Genomic DNA, 13,838 nt, shown 5'->3' on the forward strand with positions numbered 1-13,838 from the left:
ACTTTTATAGATGTTATTTATTTATCTATAAACGGATGATACAACAAGTTTATGAACTGAATGTGAAACGAATAATCTAAGTCATTCATTAAATTTGATCGGCCGTTTTTGAAATCTTCATATTTTTGGTCACCCTATATAAATTCATTGCCCCGAGAGCGACAGCTATTGCAACAATGTCCAGCGCTACTTGATAGCTTGAAAATAACGTTACCATATAGCCATAAAACGAAGGAGCGATTACAATAAAAAACTGATTCAACGTCAAGGCTGCACTAACAGTTAGACCAACATAATGTGGATGCGAATGCTCTGTGACACAAGCAATAAACAACGAATACCAGCCAAGTGCTACAAAGCCTAATAAGAAACAACAGAAAAGCATCAGCACTTGCGCTTGTAACATAAGTGGCAATATGACAGTAAGAATAACTGCACTAACCATTACTATCATTAATAAATATTCCCGCTTCTGTGCAAAGAATTGATCACTAATCCACGCTATGGCTACCCTTCCAATCATTCCACCGATTAATAAAAGGCTTAAATACTGCCCCGCCTCTGTTAAGGAATAACCTCCTTCTTGATGTAAATAACTCATGAAATGAGCAACGAGTATCATTTGTAAGGTCATCATGACAATTCCTACAATATAGATTGGATATAAGTCTTTATTATTTTTAATAGCTTCTAGCTTCTCTTTAAAAGTGACAGAGGTTGCAGCAGCTACTGCTACGCGATTTTTAGGCTCCTGATAAATTAGTAAAAAGAGCAGTCCTCCTCCAATAGCCACGAAACCTTGTACAAGATGCACCGATGTTAGGCTATGATTATAGTACATATATGTGAGAATGGCTGACGCTAAGGCGCCGCCAATTGGGATGCCCGTTTGTCGAATGCCAATCGCCAGCCCGCGATGTTTATCCGGAAACCATTTCACAATTGCTGTGCTGCCCCCCGTTTGCGCACTTCCGTACCAAACGCCCACGATTAATAATAAAAGTATCAACATTGCGTAATTATTTACTAACGTGAGAAGTAGCGCTGAAAACCCTAGTAAAATGGATCCCCATCCGATAATTTGTTTTTCCCCTTTTTTATCCATAAAATAGCCGAACAGCATCATCGAAAAGATTGGTCCAATATTAACGGCAGAAACGATAAACCCTGTTTGAAACGATGATAAATTCCATTCGATTTGATAAAATGTAGCAATTGGCCCCATGCCGTACGTCACAAAAGTTGCCGCAGTTTGGGACAGTGTAGCTACTAATACAATGATCCATTTATAATATGAATTCATAAAAATTCCTCCAATGCTGTTACACTAATTCATTAACTTTACGTATTTGAGTTTACGCTTGTCCTATGAATGCGTAAAATGGAGGAAAATGATAGTTGCTATCAAAAAATTTTATAGGTGTGTGAAATACAACATGAACATAGAAGAAATAGCATTAAAAATCGAAATTTTGGAGAGGCAAAATCTTAGTAAATCCGCTGAAATGACGAATTATACTCAATCTGCCTTAACTTCTAAAGTGAAGAAAATGGAGGGAGAAATTGGTCAAGAGGTGTTTAAACGTACACCGCAGGGCTTGAAGATTACGAATGTAGGGACACAATATTTAAAATTTTTAAAGCTAATTACAGAAGAGTACGATGAATTTTTACAAGGAATTGGTTCGGCACAAACGAATACGAAAATTACCCTAGGCACTTCCCATACAACGATTAAAATTTATGGCGCATCCATTATGAATGCCTTGCAAACAAATAATATTCCTTTAGATATCGATTTCATTGTTGAATCTAGCACTTCCTTAAATCAAAAAATACATAATACCGAAATGGATTGTGCACTTACGAGTAACCCTATTAAACACTTCCCTAATTTAAATTATGACGTGATTGCAACCGAAACATTTGAAGTCATTTCGAACAATTCTTATATTATTGATTTTGAGAAACGTTCACCTGTTACACTACTTGTGTTAAGTAGAGGCTGTATGTATACACGAGCGATGGCAGAGTGGTTAAAAAAGAATGAAGTTCCGTTTACCATGAAGGAAATAAAATCGGTAAGTAGTATCCTTGATTTCCTACAAATAGACAATACGATTGCAGTGTTAAATACAAAACTAATTGATCTTTATAACTATTCCAACATTCACTATTACGATTTGCAGCAGCTAAACAAAGTAATAGAAACTGTCTTTATTTATAAGAAGAGCGAAAGTCCACAATCTTCTATTTTTCAATTAAAACATATTATTAAATCGTTGTTGTTGGAAGACCCTATCGAACAAAACTAGTTCGATAGGGTTTGGAGATTTATCGGAACGTTTTTGTGATTTGTCGGAACAATTTTGTGAATTATCGCTCTAATTTTTAGGTTTATCACCCGACTTTTTAAGTTTATCGACTAACTTTTTTAATTTAACAACCAACTTTTTTAATTTATCAACCAACTTTTTTAATTTAACAACCAACTTTCTTAATTTATCAACCAACTTATAAAAAAATCAAAGAACAGCTAATCCTTGTGAGCCAAAATAAGGAAGCTGTGTCCAAGCGGATACCTGTAATCTAACTAGACCCCATCCCCTTGAATAGCAAATACAGAAACTGTTCCCTGATTTCTTTTCAGGGTGTAAAAATGCCGTCCGTCTTTACTCACGCTGACATCTGATAATATATGTTAATATAGTTATTTGTTACATTAAAATGGATTGAATATACGAGGAGGATATTTATGCATGAATTTTATTTAATAAAAAAGACCGAAACACAAGATGACGATTTTTTTCTGAACTTTGTTATGGATAAAGACAAATACAAGGATATAATTGTTGATTACATTACAGTTGATATCAATGTATTTGAATATATTTTTGATTCACTTACATGGATTCCATGTATGAACCCCGCTTTTCCAGGAAACCCAAAACAAGTAGGGATTAATGAGATTGGGATAACACTATTTGATGAACATTCGGCTTTCTCCCTTATTTCTATTTTTACTGCTTGGAGAGATTTATTTAAGAATGGTCCGCCTGTAATCGAAAAACTTATTTATTACCATGAATACACCGATGATGATTTATTGAGTTTTGATAGAGATGACACTATTGAAAAATTTGAAAAAATCATTAATATTTCTAAACAATTGTATGATGGCAAATTCTACTTATATCATTGCGGTATATGAAAACCTTATTAAGCTAACGAGCTTTACTTAAATAAGATAGATAAACCAGAAGCAATAATCTTGGAGAAAACAGTCTATTTTTAAAACAACCAACTTTCTGAATTTAACACCTAGCTTTTTACGATGTAATAAAAAAACAACGGCAAAGTGAAAAAGCCGTTGTTTTTAAGTTGAAATAGAAAAACAAAAAGATGTCCCTTCATCATTTGTATGGAGTGCATAAGTTACTTGAAGAATTCTAGCGATGTCATCGATAATCTTCAAGCCAAGTCCCCCGCTTTCGCGATTTTGTTCAAAACCAGTACCATTATCCATCATGAAAACCTTACTATCTTTTATTGTTATATCGAGCTTTGTAGCTTTTGAATGTTTCAATGTGTTTTGGAACACATTATCGAACATGCGTTGGAGCCATAGTTCATTACTCGTCCATGTTAAATGGGCATCCTCTGAATGAAAAATTAATTCAATGTTATGCATTCTATATAAATAGCTCCATTTTTTTATCATCGTTTCTAACAATGTCGTGAGTTGCACTTCCTCCGTAACGATATATGAATTCTCCATTGTGTCTAAGGACTGCAAATTAAATTCATTCGTTAAGCTAGCTATATATTGTATTTGCTCATTCAAGGATTCCACCAATTTAGGCTGCTCCTTATAGTAATCTTCTAGATAAAATAATTGTAAACGGATTGCTGTTAACGGGGTATTAATGTCGTGTCTAAGCTTTTGTAGTAGCTCTTTTTGTAGCTCCTGCTGTTGTTTAAGCTCTAGTTCCCGATAAGTAGTTCGCTCAATTAGTATGTTAACTGACTGAATTAACTCTCCAATTTCATCCTCATTACCAACCTCTAATGTACTCGGTGTACTTTCATTACTCGCTAAATCACGGATCGTTTTGTTTAGCATATTAATTTTCGTCAGTAATGAATTAATCGATTTCGAAAATAAAAATGCTAGCAAACATAATGATAGGAAGAACACAATCAGCATAGCTGGATAGGCGAAAGATTCATGGAATGGGGTGCCTTTATTTCTAGTTTTAAAAGCGAATTCATAAATAATAGACATCGACACACTGATCCCTAACAATACGATTGGAACACTAACTATAGCAGTAAATAATAATAATCGATATTTTGTCTTTAGTGTCATTTCTTTATGTAGGTATTTAACCGATACCCTTCTCCGTAAATATTTTGTAGGATGGTACCTGATGAATCATGAATTTTCGATCTGATTTTTTTTATGTGGACATTGATGATATTTTGATTTCGATCTTCAAGCGGCCATAAGTAGTCAAAAAAATGATCCTTCGTTAACACCCTATCCTTGTTGTCAAATAAATAAAAGAAAATTTTACGTTCGATTGCTGTTAATGAAATTTCATCATGTATATTATTTTTAAATAACTTACGATGCTCTATATCAATCAAAAGATGCTGGATTTGCGTAAATGTCCCATATTGCTGCTCAAGCATTTTCTGCATTCTTAAAAGGAGCTCTCTCGGATCAAATGGTTTTGTCATATAGTCTTCACCAACTGTTAACCCTTGAAGCTTGCTCTCTATATCATTACGAGCTGAAAGAAAAATAATAGGGATATTTAAGCCTAAGCTTTTAATATTTTTTGTCAGCTGATAGCCATCTTCCCCTGGAAGCATAATGTCCATTATGACTAAATCGATTTGATGGATCAAGTTCATAATTTCACGTCCATCAGTTTTCCATACAACCTCGTAACCTTCACGTTGTAGTATTTTTTGCATCAAATCGCCAATCATTTGGTCGTCTTCTACTATTAAAATTGTATATCCTTTCATTACCTCGGCCTTTCTGTGTTGCCAACTTTTGTCTTCATAAATTCTATGGCAAGATTATAAATTTCATCAGGTTTATATAAATAAATACTATGTGTACCACTTAATTCTTGCACTTCCGCTATGTTAATTCGCTCGGCAAATTCCGCATATTTCTGGCTTTGGTACTTTGTAAACTTCGAATCTTTATTTTGTTCAGCAATAGCATCTATTAATAATATCGGTGTGTCTTTTGGTTTTGGGAGCTTCTCTGATTTTAAACTATTTTCATACACATGTAGTAGCTCATTTTTCATATCATCATTAAAAACTTGTTTATAAGATAGTGCTTTATAAATTTCTTTTTCTTCCGCAGTTAAAAACGATTGCTTCATTACTTCTGGATTATACACTTGCGAAGGGGCTAAACGTTGTAAGCCTATTTTCGTTAGCAAATTCATTCCCCTAACAGTCCATAAATCGACAGCTCCCATTTTATGCTCCACATATTGACTTGGCAAACCAATATCTAGCGCAATAATCCCCTCAATTTCTTCAGGATATTTTTGTGCCCAATAAATCGCTTCAACCCCTGAAATGGAATGTGGTACTAAAATATAAGGAGGCTTGTTCCCACTTTTCAGAAGGGCTTCTCTAGTTTGTGCTAACATTGTATCAATATCTCGTTCGTCCTTCGAAACATCGCTATAGCCATATCCCGTTCTTTCAATAACAGCAATCTTATGTTCTTTTGAAAATTTACTGTATAGCCCTTTCATTTCATATATCGGTGCCGCAACCCCTGAGCCTGCCATAAACACATAAGTATCCTGACCATCACCCTCAGTGTAAACATTGATTTTTCGATGATCCACCTCAACCAGTGTTCCTTTAGTATCTAAAAGTTCGGATTCCTTACTAAGCTGATATCGATGATAGCTAAATATCACCACTAGTCCAATAAGTATAACCGTAATAAAGTTGATAACTATTTTCTTAAAAAGTTTTTTCATAAAATTCCCCTTTCAGTTGATAATGAAAGGATAAACAATAAAAATAAATTTCTAATTAATTTTTTTGCAGAAAATAAAAAAGCTGTCTAAAAGTGTTTTACTCCACTTAGACAACCCTTGACCTAGAAAATTATTAATCGGGATACTTCTCTTGTAAAAATGATACAGATCGTTGGATGAGCGACTTTAATATTTCCACATCAATATCCGCTAGTTTATTAATATAAACACAAGCTTTTCCTGTTGTGTGTTTACCAAAATCCTTTAAGAAATTGTCTCGCTCGCTGTCACCTGGGGCAAAATATAAACTGATTTTAGCTTTTCGAGGAGAATATCCAACTAAAGGTGCGTCGCCTTCATGTCCAGTCTTATATTTGTAGTGATATTTACCAAATCCTATAATACTTGGCCCCCACATTTTTGCTTCATATCCTGTTACATCAGCAAAAATGTCCAATAGTCGGTAAGCATCTTCTCGCTTTTTTGGATTATCCACATTTTCAATAAATTCAATGACACTCTCGTCAGTTTCTTTTGTTTTTAATTCGTACATTTTGTTACCTCACTTTCTAAAGTTGAATTTGATGCATCATAACATTTCCAAAGGGCTTCCACAATAGCTAAAAACAAAAGCTGTCTATTAAGTTTTTACTTTAATAGACAGCTTGATTTATGTTATTCCACTTGCTGAAGTAAAAAGTTTTTGCTGCAGATTACTATAAATACCTTGTTTTTGCATGAGCTGCTGGTGATTGCCCTGCTCAACGATTTCACCTTGTTGAATAACAAGAATTTGGTCAGCATTTTCGATAGTTTTTAAGCGATGGGCAATGACAAAGCTTGTACGTCCCTGGCATCCCACCATTTTTCAACCAGTTTTTTTGAATAATCTAAAGAAAAGCCATGTCAGCATTCTTCACGCTAACATGGCTGTTTTTTCTCTAAAGTTTTTTTACAAATCATCAAATCCGTTATCTTCAACATTAACCTTCACATACTGGCGAGAACGTTGCTCGAAGAAATCTGTTTTCCCTAAGTCAACATCTTCGTATGCTTTAATCCATTTCAATGGATTTTTGCGATAGCCCTCAAACGGACGATCTACACCAAGCTGATTACAGCGAACATTTGCATAGAAATGTACATAATCATGCACATCTTCCACATCGAGGCCATCAACTTTATTGCCAATCACTTCATTGGCCCAATCGATTTCTAGCTGAACGGCTTCACGGAAGATCTCTTGGACACGTGCTGCTCGCTCTGGTGTATCATATTCAGGATATTCCTCTAATAGCTCCTGATAAATCTTAATAAATAAATCGACATGTAGCTGCTCATCGCGATTAATATAATTTATCATCGTTGACGTTGCGACCATTTTTTGATTGCGTGCTAAATGATAGAAGAACGCGAAGCCAGAATAGAAGAACAATCCTTCTAAAATCACATCATAGACAATCGCTTCTAGCATATTTTCAACAGTAGGCTCTTCGGAAAATGCTTGGTAGCCCTTAATAACGAAATCATTACGGCGCTCTAGCACCGGCTCAGTACGCCAATAGTCAAACGTACGATCCTGCTCGTCTTTGTTGACAATACTTGATAGCACATAGGAATAAGAGTGATTATGGATAACCTCTTGTTGCGCTAAAATAATCATGAGTGCATTTAAGCTTGAGTCAGTTAAATAATCCGCTACTTTCCCCGCAAAATCTGTTTGCACACTGTCTAATAGCGCCAGCAAGCCAATGATTTTTAAAAAGGATTCCTGTTCATCCGCAGATAGCCCTGGAAACTGCTTAACATCATTGCTCATATTAATTTCAAATGGTGTCCAGAAGTTACCTAGCATTATTTTATACTTAGGATACGCCCAGCTAAAACGCACATCATCCCAGTTTAAAATGTTAGAAGAGCGTCCGTTGACAATTCCTGTTGAACGGTTCGGTGCTTCCTTATCCATAATTTGTCGTTTTGTAATAGTTGTCATTGATACTTCCTCCTAGCTCGCGCAAGACTCACATTCTAGCAATTCTACAGACGTTGAGCGCACATAATATGTTGTTTTCACACCGCTCGCCCAAGCATTCATATGCAATGCTAGTAAATCTTTCGCCTTAATCGTATTTTGAACGTATAAATTAAGTGAAATGCCTTGGTCGATATGACGTGCTCGTGCAGCATTTTGCTTGATTGTCCAATTTTGATCGATGAAATAAGCAGATTTATAATACCAAGTCGTCACAGGTGATAAATCTGGTACTGTTACTGGAATTTTGTAATCCTTCTTCTCTTCTGAATAACTCTTCTGGAAGATTGGATCAATCGTAGCCGTACTGCCCGCTAAAATAGATGTTGATGAGTTCGGTGCAACTGCCATAACATAGCCGTTACGCATACCTTTTTCTGCAACCGCCGCGCGTAATGTATTCCATTTATTGCTGTCATAGCCTCGTTTGTCAAAATATGCACCCGTATGCCAATCTGAGCCTTCAAACAATGGGTAAGCCCCTTTTTCACTTGCCAATTCGTTAGAAGCAAGAATCGTTAAATACGCAATTTCCTCATATAGCTTGTCCGCAAATTCTACAGCTTCCTCAGACTCCCATTGAATTTCTTTCAAAGCTAATAGGTGGTGCCAGCCAAATGTTCCAAGCCCAATACCACGGTAGCGTAAGTTCGTACGCTCTGCTTGTTTTACTGGAATTGTATTTAGAGCAATAACGTTATCTAGCATACGTACTTGAACTGGGATCAATCGTTCTAGAACACCAGCAGGTACAGCTCTACCTAAATTAATAGATGATAAGTTACATACAACGAAATCTCCAGGTTTGCGACGTGTTACGATAACATCATCTTCAAGGGTAATAGATTCAAATTCAGTCGCTGACATATTTTGGAAAATTTCTGTGCACAGGTTCGAGCTGTAAACCATCCCCTCATGCTTATTCGGATTCATACGATTTACTTCATCTCGATAGAACATAAACGGTACGCCTGTTTCAAGCTGTGAGCGCATAATACGCTTCATAATATCAATGGCCGGTACGACTTCACGACTTAATAATGGATTCGCGATACATTCCGCATATTTTGTTCGGAAAGAACCGTCACCCTTTTTCTCGTCGTAGAAATCCTCTAGTGAGTAGCCCATGACTTCTCGCACTTGATGGGGGTCAAATAAATGCCATTCCCCACGTGCCTCAACAGTTTCCATAAATAAATCTGGCAAGCACAGCCCTGTGAAAATATCATGGGCACGCAGACGCTCATCCCCATTGTTTAAGCGTAAATCTAAAAACGTAAAGACGTCTTTATGCCAAACATCTAGATAGACAGCAATAGCTCCTTGTCGTTGCCCAAGCTGATCGACTGAAACCGCTGTATTATTAAGCTGTTTAATCCATGGTAAAACACCACTTGATGCACCTTTAAAGCCTTTAATAGATGAGCCTCGGCTACGAATTTTGCCCATATAAACACCAATACCGCCGCCATACTTAGATAATGTTGCGACATCTGTATTCGTGTCATAAATACTTTGTAAACTATCATCTACTGTATCAATAAAGCAACTAGATAGCTGTCCATGTGTTTTACCTGCATTCGATAATGTTGGTGTGGCAACAGTCATATATAAATTACTCATTGCCCAGTAAGATTCACGTACTTTTTCTAAACGATTTTCTGTTTCATCTTGCATCAGAGTCATTGCAATAACCATCCATCGTTCCTGGGGTAGTTCCACTGGTGTTTTCGTGTAATCACGAACTACATAGCGGTCCATTAATGTTTTTAAGCCAATATACGTAAACAACTCATCTCGACTTGGATCTAAATAAGAAGCAAGTTCCTGTAGCTCCTGTTCACTATATTTTGTTGTTAAACTTTCATGATACAATCCAGCTTCTGTATAGTGTGCTAAATGTTCTGGGAAAACCTTATAAACATCCTTCACTGAAACTTCACGACGCATTGCAAATTGATCATATAGTTTTTCTAAATAAATTTGAGCTGCGACAAATGTCCAGTATGGCTCCTCCTCATCAATTAAGCTAAGCGTTTGTAAAATCATCGCATCTGCCCATGCTTCAAATGTGGCATTGTCGTTTTTTCGTAGCCATCGATCCGATAACCTTACAAAACTTTCGAGTTCATCCTCCGTGTAACTTTTTTTGAGCTTAGCAATTTGCTGTTCGATTTGAATTGTCATGTACCATTCTCTCCCTTTCCTTCTCCAGCAACACAAAAAACGATCACGCAACATCTATCGGTTACGTGATCGCTGTAAAATCGGAAATGGAAATGAAGGACATGCACACAAAGAAGTGACAAATCTTTCGCCTCCACTTCTCAATCCCCGAAGAATGTGTTGCTGTCTTGAACAACTCGGCAGGTCTCCTGGCTCATGCTTCCTCCAAATGATAGCCTTCCCGTTCTTCACAGTGGCCTATTCATCATTTGTCAGCATTTACAGTTGCGGGGACAGCTTCGGCTTAAGATGACTCTTTCTCCGAATTCCCTTTTAAACCATATTGGTACCGCTTGTCCAAAATACTATATATTGTGTTTTGATTCCTAAACAAATCTAACATATTGTGTTTATTGTTGCAATAGGCGTTTTGCCCCTTGCAAGTTGTAAAGTGCTACTTTTTCTCGAAGCAAGCCCAATTACAATGCAGTTTTACGTAGTTTTTCAAAATTTCTTGGAAAAATTTTTTGTGCTATCTGCTCTTTTTCTGGCAGAATTCCTAGTAAAACTACTGCACATGGACCAGCTGTCTTTTCGACATCTAATGAACTTTTGACCTGTTGTTTGCCAAAAAGCCGAGTAAATTCGGCTTTTAGACCTTTTGATCCAACTGGCCATACTTGCTGCACTATTCCCTCTTTCCACGCCTCAAAAATAGGCTGGAGCTTTGCAACATCTTCCGGCTGTGCAAGGACTTCATTGCCTACAAGCGGTAGTCCATAGGTGTACCAACTAAGCTGTTCATGTTGAGTTGCTGTGCGTTTTTGCTGCTCACCAAGCATCGTTATAGACAACCCTGATTGTAAAGTGGGCATATTGGACTCTGTACTACCGTCTATTAGCGGACAACTTAGTCCAGCTTCATCAAAAACCTGCTGAATACCAGCAACATAGCTAGACCATGCAGCATCCCCTGAAAAATTAGCGAGTAAAATATGGCTTGGTAAAGCATTTGCAGCAAGCTGCTCTAAAAAAGTAACACGTGCAGTGAAATAAGCTGTAAGTTTGTTTGAAGCAGACACAACATCTTGTGGCTTTTCGCCAATTGCCGCGGCATTATCTGTCGTAGCAATGAGCTCACCGACTTTTATTGCATTTCTCAATGTACTCGACCTTCCTTACGCACAAACACCTTAGAGAGAATTGGCATCACAACCGCAACAATCACTAGATTTACGAGTGTTGCCAAAGGAAGACTAGTCAGTGACGTCCAGTAAAATGCCGGACTAATGATAAAGTAAAATGGTAAAGGTGCCACAACACCATTTAAAATAAATGCTACTGGCCATTTCCAAAAATGCATTCCTTTTTTATGCATAACCCCAAAGATCCATACAACAATAAACATTTCTACTGCGATAATAATATGTAGTGGCCCTAATGGGAAGCCAGTAGTTAAGGCTGAGATAAAATGCCCAATTACTCCCGCAATCCCAGCTAATACTGGAGATAAAAAGACAACGCTCAAAAATGCAGGTGCAGAGTCAAGCGCTGCAGTTGAAATAAATGTTGGAATTTTAATGACTGCACCAACTGCACAAATTGCTGCTACCATGGCAGTGAGCGTCAACTTCATCAATCTTTGTCGATCCATTCCATTTCCTCTTTTCTTTAATATTAGCTATTGATTATAACGTGTAGTTGATTTCCGTTCCGGCTGGGTGCTTTCCTGAGGGCGTCCGATGAGCCGCTTTGCTCGCTCCAGGGTCTCATCTGTAACGCTGATTCCCAAGGAGTCACCCAGCCTCCACTCCAATCAACTAATATACATAGCATAGATTTTAACAATCATCAAACCATACATTATGAATGAAAAGCCTTCTAAATTTTTCAAATATATATCATTTGATTTGTTCCCCAATACCGTACCAAATGCGTACCACTTGTTCGGCTTCAGAGAACAATGCCTGGTACAATCGCCCACATGTATCGCGTAATAATCGTGCCTGCTTTTCCATCGGCACAACTCCACGTCCCATATCGGTCACAATTATATACAGTGCACAATTTTCTTCAAGAGTCTTTAGTCTTGTCAAAATGGCTCTAACAAGAGATTCATCATCCTCAAGATCTTGTGTCACGAGCCACTTCTCTATGTTTTTAATAATTAGTACATCACAGGTAGGAGTGCCATCAGGTAGATCGCCATCTACTAGCTCAACTTTTTGTCCTGCAAGTAATTTCATGACAAAGTCGGTTTTTCCATTATAGGCTCCTCCGATAAAGACATGCATCTCGCTCCCTCCTCCCAAGCCTTTCTTGTAAACATTAAAGAAAACATTTTATCATGCGGTGTTTGATACGACCAAAAAGTTTGCTCAGTTGGTGCAAATGCAACAAGAAGAGCTCGAATTACTCCTCCATGGACAACGAGATGATAAACATCTTCGTCTTTCGGTAATGCCGTGAACCCTTCAATGACACGCGCACTAAATGCATCAAAGCCTTCCCCCTTTGGAGGTGGAGACTGTAGAGGATCATCTAACCATGCACAATAACGACTATCTGATTTTAAGTCTTCATATGTGTGCCCTTCAAATTCTCCGAAGTTCGACTCTCGAAATCTTCTATCAGAGACGTATGTTGCATTCGGAAAATAGTGGTCAGCTGTTTCCCTACAGCGCAGCAAATCGCTACCATACACTTTCGTGACATTTTTATCTACAATAGTCAGCAAAGATGCATCAGCTAATGAAGAATCTGTCCAGCCGATATAACGCTTCTCCAAATTTTCCTTTGTTGGTGCATGTCTCATTAAGCGCACAATAACAACGTCACCCACAGTACAACCTCCATTCCTTCAATTGAAGCCCCAAGTAAATCTCCAGAAACGCCACCAAAGTTGCGCACTGTAAATTGCCGAAAGACTAAAAAGGCAATCGCTAATACTGCTATCAATACTAATGGAACAATTGAGAAGCCTATGACAAACAACAAGCTGCTATATGCAATAACTAGTGTTAACAGCATATAGCAGATAAGAAATCCCGGCTTAATATGTGTTTTAAAAAAGTAGGCTAGCCCCTTTTCCTTTGAGCACTTGAGCGACATAAAATAAAAGCTCATGCCAACTCGTGTTAATAACGGAATAAACACAGGCATCCATAGTGCAAACTTATGCTGTACGAATAGCTCATGCAATATTACAAATTTGCCAAGCACTAAAAATAACACTGAAAGCACTCCAAATGCGCCAACACGTGGATCATCTAAAATTTCAAGCCGCTTCTCTCGATCTCGATACGAAAAATAAGCATCCCCCATATCAATAAAACCGTCTAAATGTAAACCGCCAGTAAATAAAGCAAACAATCCGATAATCACAAAGGAAAGCAAGACCTCACTGCTAGCCGTCCATTCAGTTAAACTATAGATCACCGCTGCCACTACCGTACCCATGAGCGCCCCTACCCATGGCAAAAAGGCGAACATCCCTGTAATAGTTGCTTTCGACAAAGGAATTTCTTTATGTACCGGCAAAACTGTAAAAAATTGAAACGCAAGTTGTATGCTATGCCAGAAATTTTTCATCGTCTTGCCACCTTCTTTTAATT

At 37.4% G+C, this 13,838-nt stretch carries 14 protein-coding genes, 2 pseudogenes and 1 riboswitch; of the genes and pseudogenes, 2 read left to right on the forward strand and 14 right to left on the reverse strand.

The features are described 5' to 3' along the window. Positions 1-88: 88 nt before the first annotated feature. Entirely contained in the window at positions 89-1,303 is a 1,215-nt protein-coding gene (locus JNUCC51_RS01450; protein ID WP_337990498.1) for an MFS transporter, read from the reverse strand. 133 nt (positions 1,304-1,436) lie between these two features. Between JNUCC51_RS01450 and JNUCC51_RS01455 the strand changes: the two genes are divergently transcribed. Next, on the forward strand, positions 1,437-2,315 hold the full coding sequence (locus JNUCC51_RS01455) for a LysR family transcriptional regulator (protein ID WP_337990499.1): 879 nt from the start codon (positions 1,437-1,439) through the stop codon (positions 2,313-2,315). A 210-nt stretch (positions 2,316-2,525) separates the two neighbouring features. Here the strand turns inward: JNUCC51_RS01455 and JNUCC51_RS01460 are convergent. Further along, positions 2,526-2,689, reverse strand: a pseudogene (locus JNUCC51_RS01460) (lactonase family protein); the annotation flags it as partial. Positions 2,690-2,755: 66 nt separating this feature from the next. Here JNUCC51_RS01460 and JNUCC51_RS01465 point away from each other — a divergent pair. After that, positions 2,756-3,211: a hypothetical protein gene (locus tag JNUCC51_RS01465; RefSeq protein WP_337990500.1), complete on the forward strand. Its 456-nt coding sequence runs from the start codon at positions 2,756-2,758 to the stop codon at positions 3,209-3,211. Positions 3,212-3,376: 165 nt separating this feature from the next. Here the strand turns inward: JNUCC51_RS01465 and JNUCC51_RS01470 are convergent, their stop codons facing one another. The 12 genes and pseudogenes from JNUCC51_RS01470 to cobS all read right to left on the reverse strand — a co-directional run bounded on the left by JNUCC51_RS01470 (position 3,377) and on the right by cobS (position 13,815). Further along, on the reverse strand, positions 3,377-4,369 hold the full coding sequence (locus tag JNUCC51_RS01470) for a sensor histidine kinase (RefSeq protein ID WP_337990501.1): 993 nt from the start codon (positions 4,367-4,369) through the stop codon (positions 3,377-3,379). After that, complete coding sequence (locus tag JNUCC51_RS01475; RefSeq protein ID WP_337990502.1) at positions 4,366-5,037, reverse strand: response regulator transcription factor; 672 nt, start codon at positions 5,035-5,037, stop codon at positions 4,366-4,368. Before JNUCC51_RS01475 ends, JNUCC51_RS01470 begins: the two co-directional genes overlap by 4 nt. After that, positions 5,037-6,026: an alpha/beta hydrolase gene (locus JNUCC51_RS01480; RefSeq protein ID WP_337990503.1), complete on the reverse strand. Its 990-nt coding sequence runs from the start codon at positions 6,024-6,026 to the stop codon at positions 5,037-5,039. Before JNUCC51_RS01480 ends, JNUCC51_RS01475 begins: the two co-directional genes overlap by 1 nt. 133 nt (positions 6,027-6,159) lie before the next feature. Next, complete coding sequence (locus JNUCC51_RS01485) at positions 6,160-6,579, reverse strand: DUF1801 domain-containing protein (protein ID WP_337990504.1); 420 nt, start codon at positions 6,577-6,579, stop codon at positions 6,160-6,162. Between the two features lie 117 nt (positions 6,580-6,696). Beyond that, positions 6,697-6,879 (reverse strand): annotated as a pseudogene (locus JNUCC51_RS01490) (hypothetical protein); the annotation flags it as partial. 99 nt (positions 6,880-6,978) lie between these two features. Beyond that, the gene (locus JNUCC51_RS01495; RefSeq protein WP_337990505.1) at positions 6,979-8,019 is read right to left on the reverse strand and encodes a ribonucleotide-diphosphate reductase subunit beta; all 1,041 of its coding nucleotides are present in this window, start codon (positions 8,017-8,019) and stop codon (positions 6,979-6,981) included. 12 nt (positions 8,020-8,031) lie between these two features. After that, complete coding sequence (locus JNUCC51_RS01500) at positions 8,032-10,245, reverse strand: ribonucleoside-diphosphate reductase subunit alpha (RefSeq protein WP_337990506.1); 2,214 nt, start codon at positions 10,243-10,245, stop codon at positions 8,032-8,034. Positions 10,246-10,405: 160 nt separating this feature from the next. Then, positions 10,406-10,593, reverse strand: a riboswitch (cobalamin riboswitch). Positions 10,594-10,703: 110 nt separating this feature from the next. Continuing rightward, positions 10,704-11,387 carry a hypothetical protein gene (locus JNUCC51_RS01505; protein WP_337990507.1) on the reverse strand — a complete coding sequence of 228 codons (684 nt, stop codon included), beginning with the start codon at positions 11,385-11,387 and terminating at the stop codon, positions 10,704-10,706. Further along, positions 11,384-11,878, reverse strand: a complete 495-nt coding sequence (locus JNUCC51_RS01510) for an ECF transporter S component (protein WP_337990508.1) — start codon at positions 11,876-11,878, stop codon at positions 11,384-11,386. The genes JNUCC51_RS01505 and JNUCC51_RS01510 overlap by 4 nt, the downstream gene beginning before the upstream one ends. A 247-nt stretch (positions 11,879-12,125) precedes the next feature. After that, positions 12,126-12,518 carry a bifunctional adenosylcobinamide kinase/adenosylcobinamide-phosphate guanylyltransferase gene (locus tag JNUCC51_RS01515; RefSeq protein WP_337990509.1) on the reverse strand — a complete coding sequence of 131 codons (393 nt, stop codon included), beginning with the start codon at positions 12,516-12,518 and terminating at the stop codon, positions 12,126-12,128. Next, complete coding sequence (locus JNUCC51_RS01520) at positions 12,467-13,066, reverse strand: histidine phosphatase family protein (RefSeq protein ID WP_337990510.1); 600 nt, start codon at positions 13,064-13,066, stop codon at positions 12,467-12,469. Before JNUCC51_RS01520 ends, JNUCC51_RS01515 begins: the two co-directional genes overlap by 52 nt. Next, positions 13,039-13,815, reverse strand: a complete 777-nt coding sequence (gene cobS / locus JNUCC51_RS01525; protein ID WP_337990511.1) for an adenosylcobinamide-GDP ribazoletransferase — start codon at positions 13,813-13,815, stop codon at positions 13,039-13,041. Before cobS ends, JNUCC51_RS01520 begins: the two co-directional genes overlap by 28 nt. Positions 13,816-13,838: the final 23 nt, after the last annotated feature.

The sequence above is a fragment of the Lysinibacillus sp. JNUCC 51 genome, from assembly GCF_015999525.1.
GTDB lineage: Bacteria > Bacillota > Bacilli > Bacillales_A > Planococcaceae > Lysinibacillus > Lysinibacillus xylanilyticus.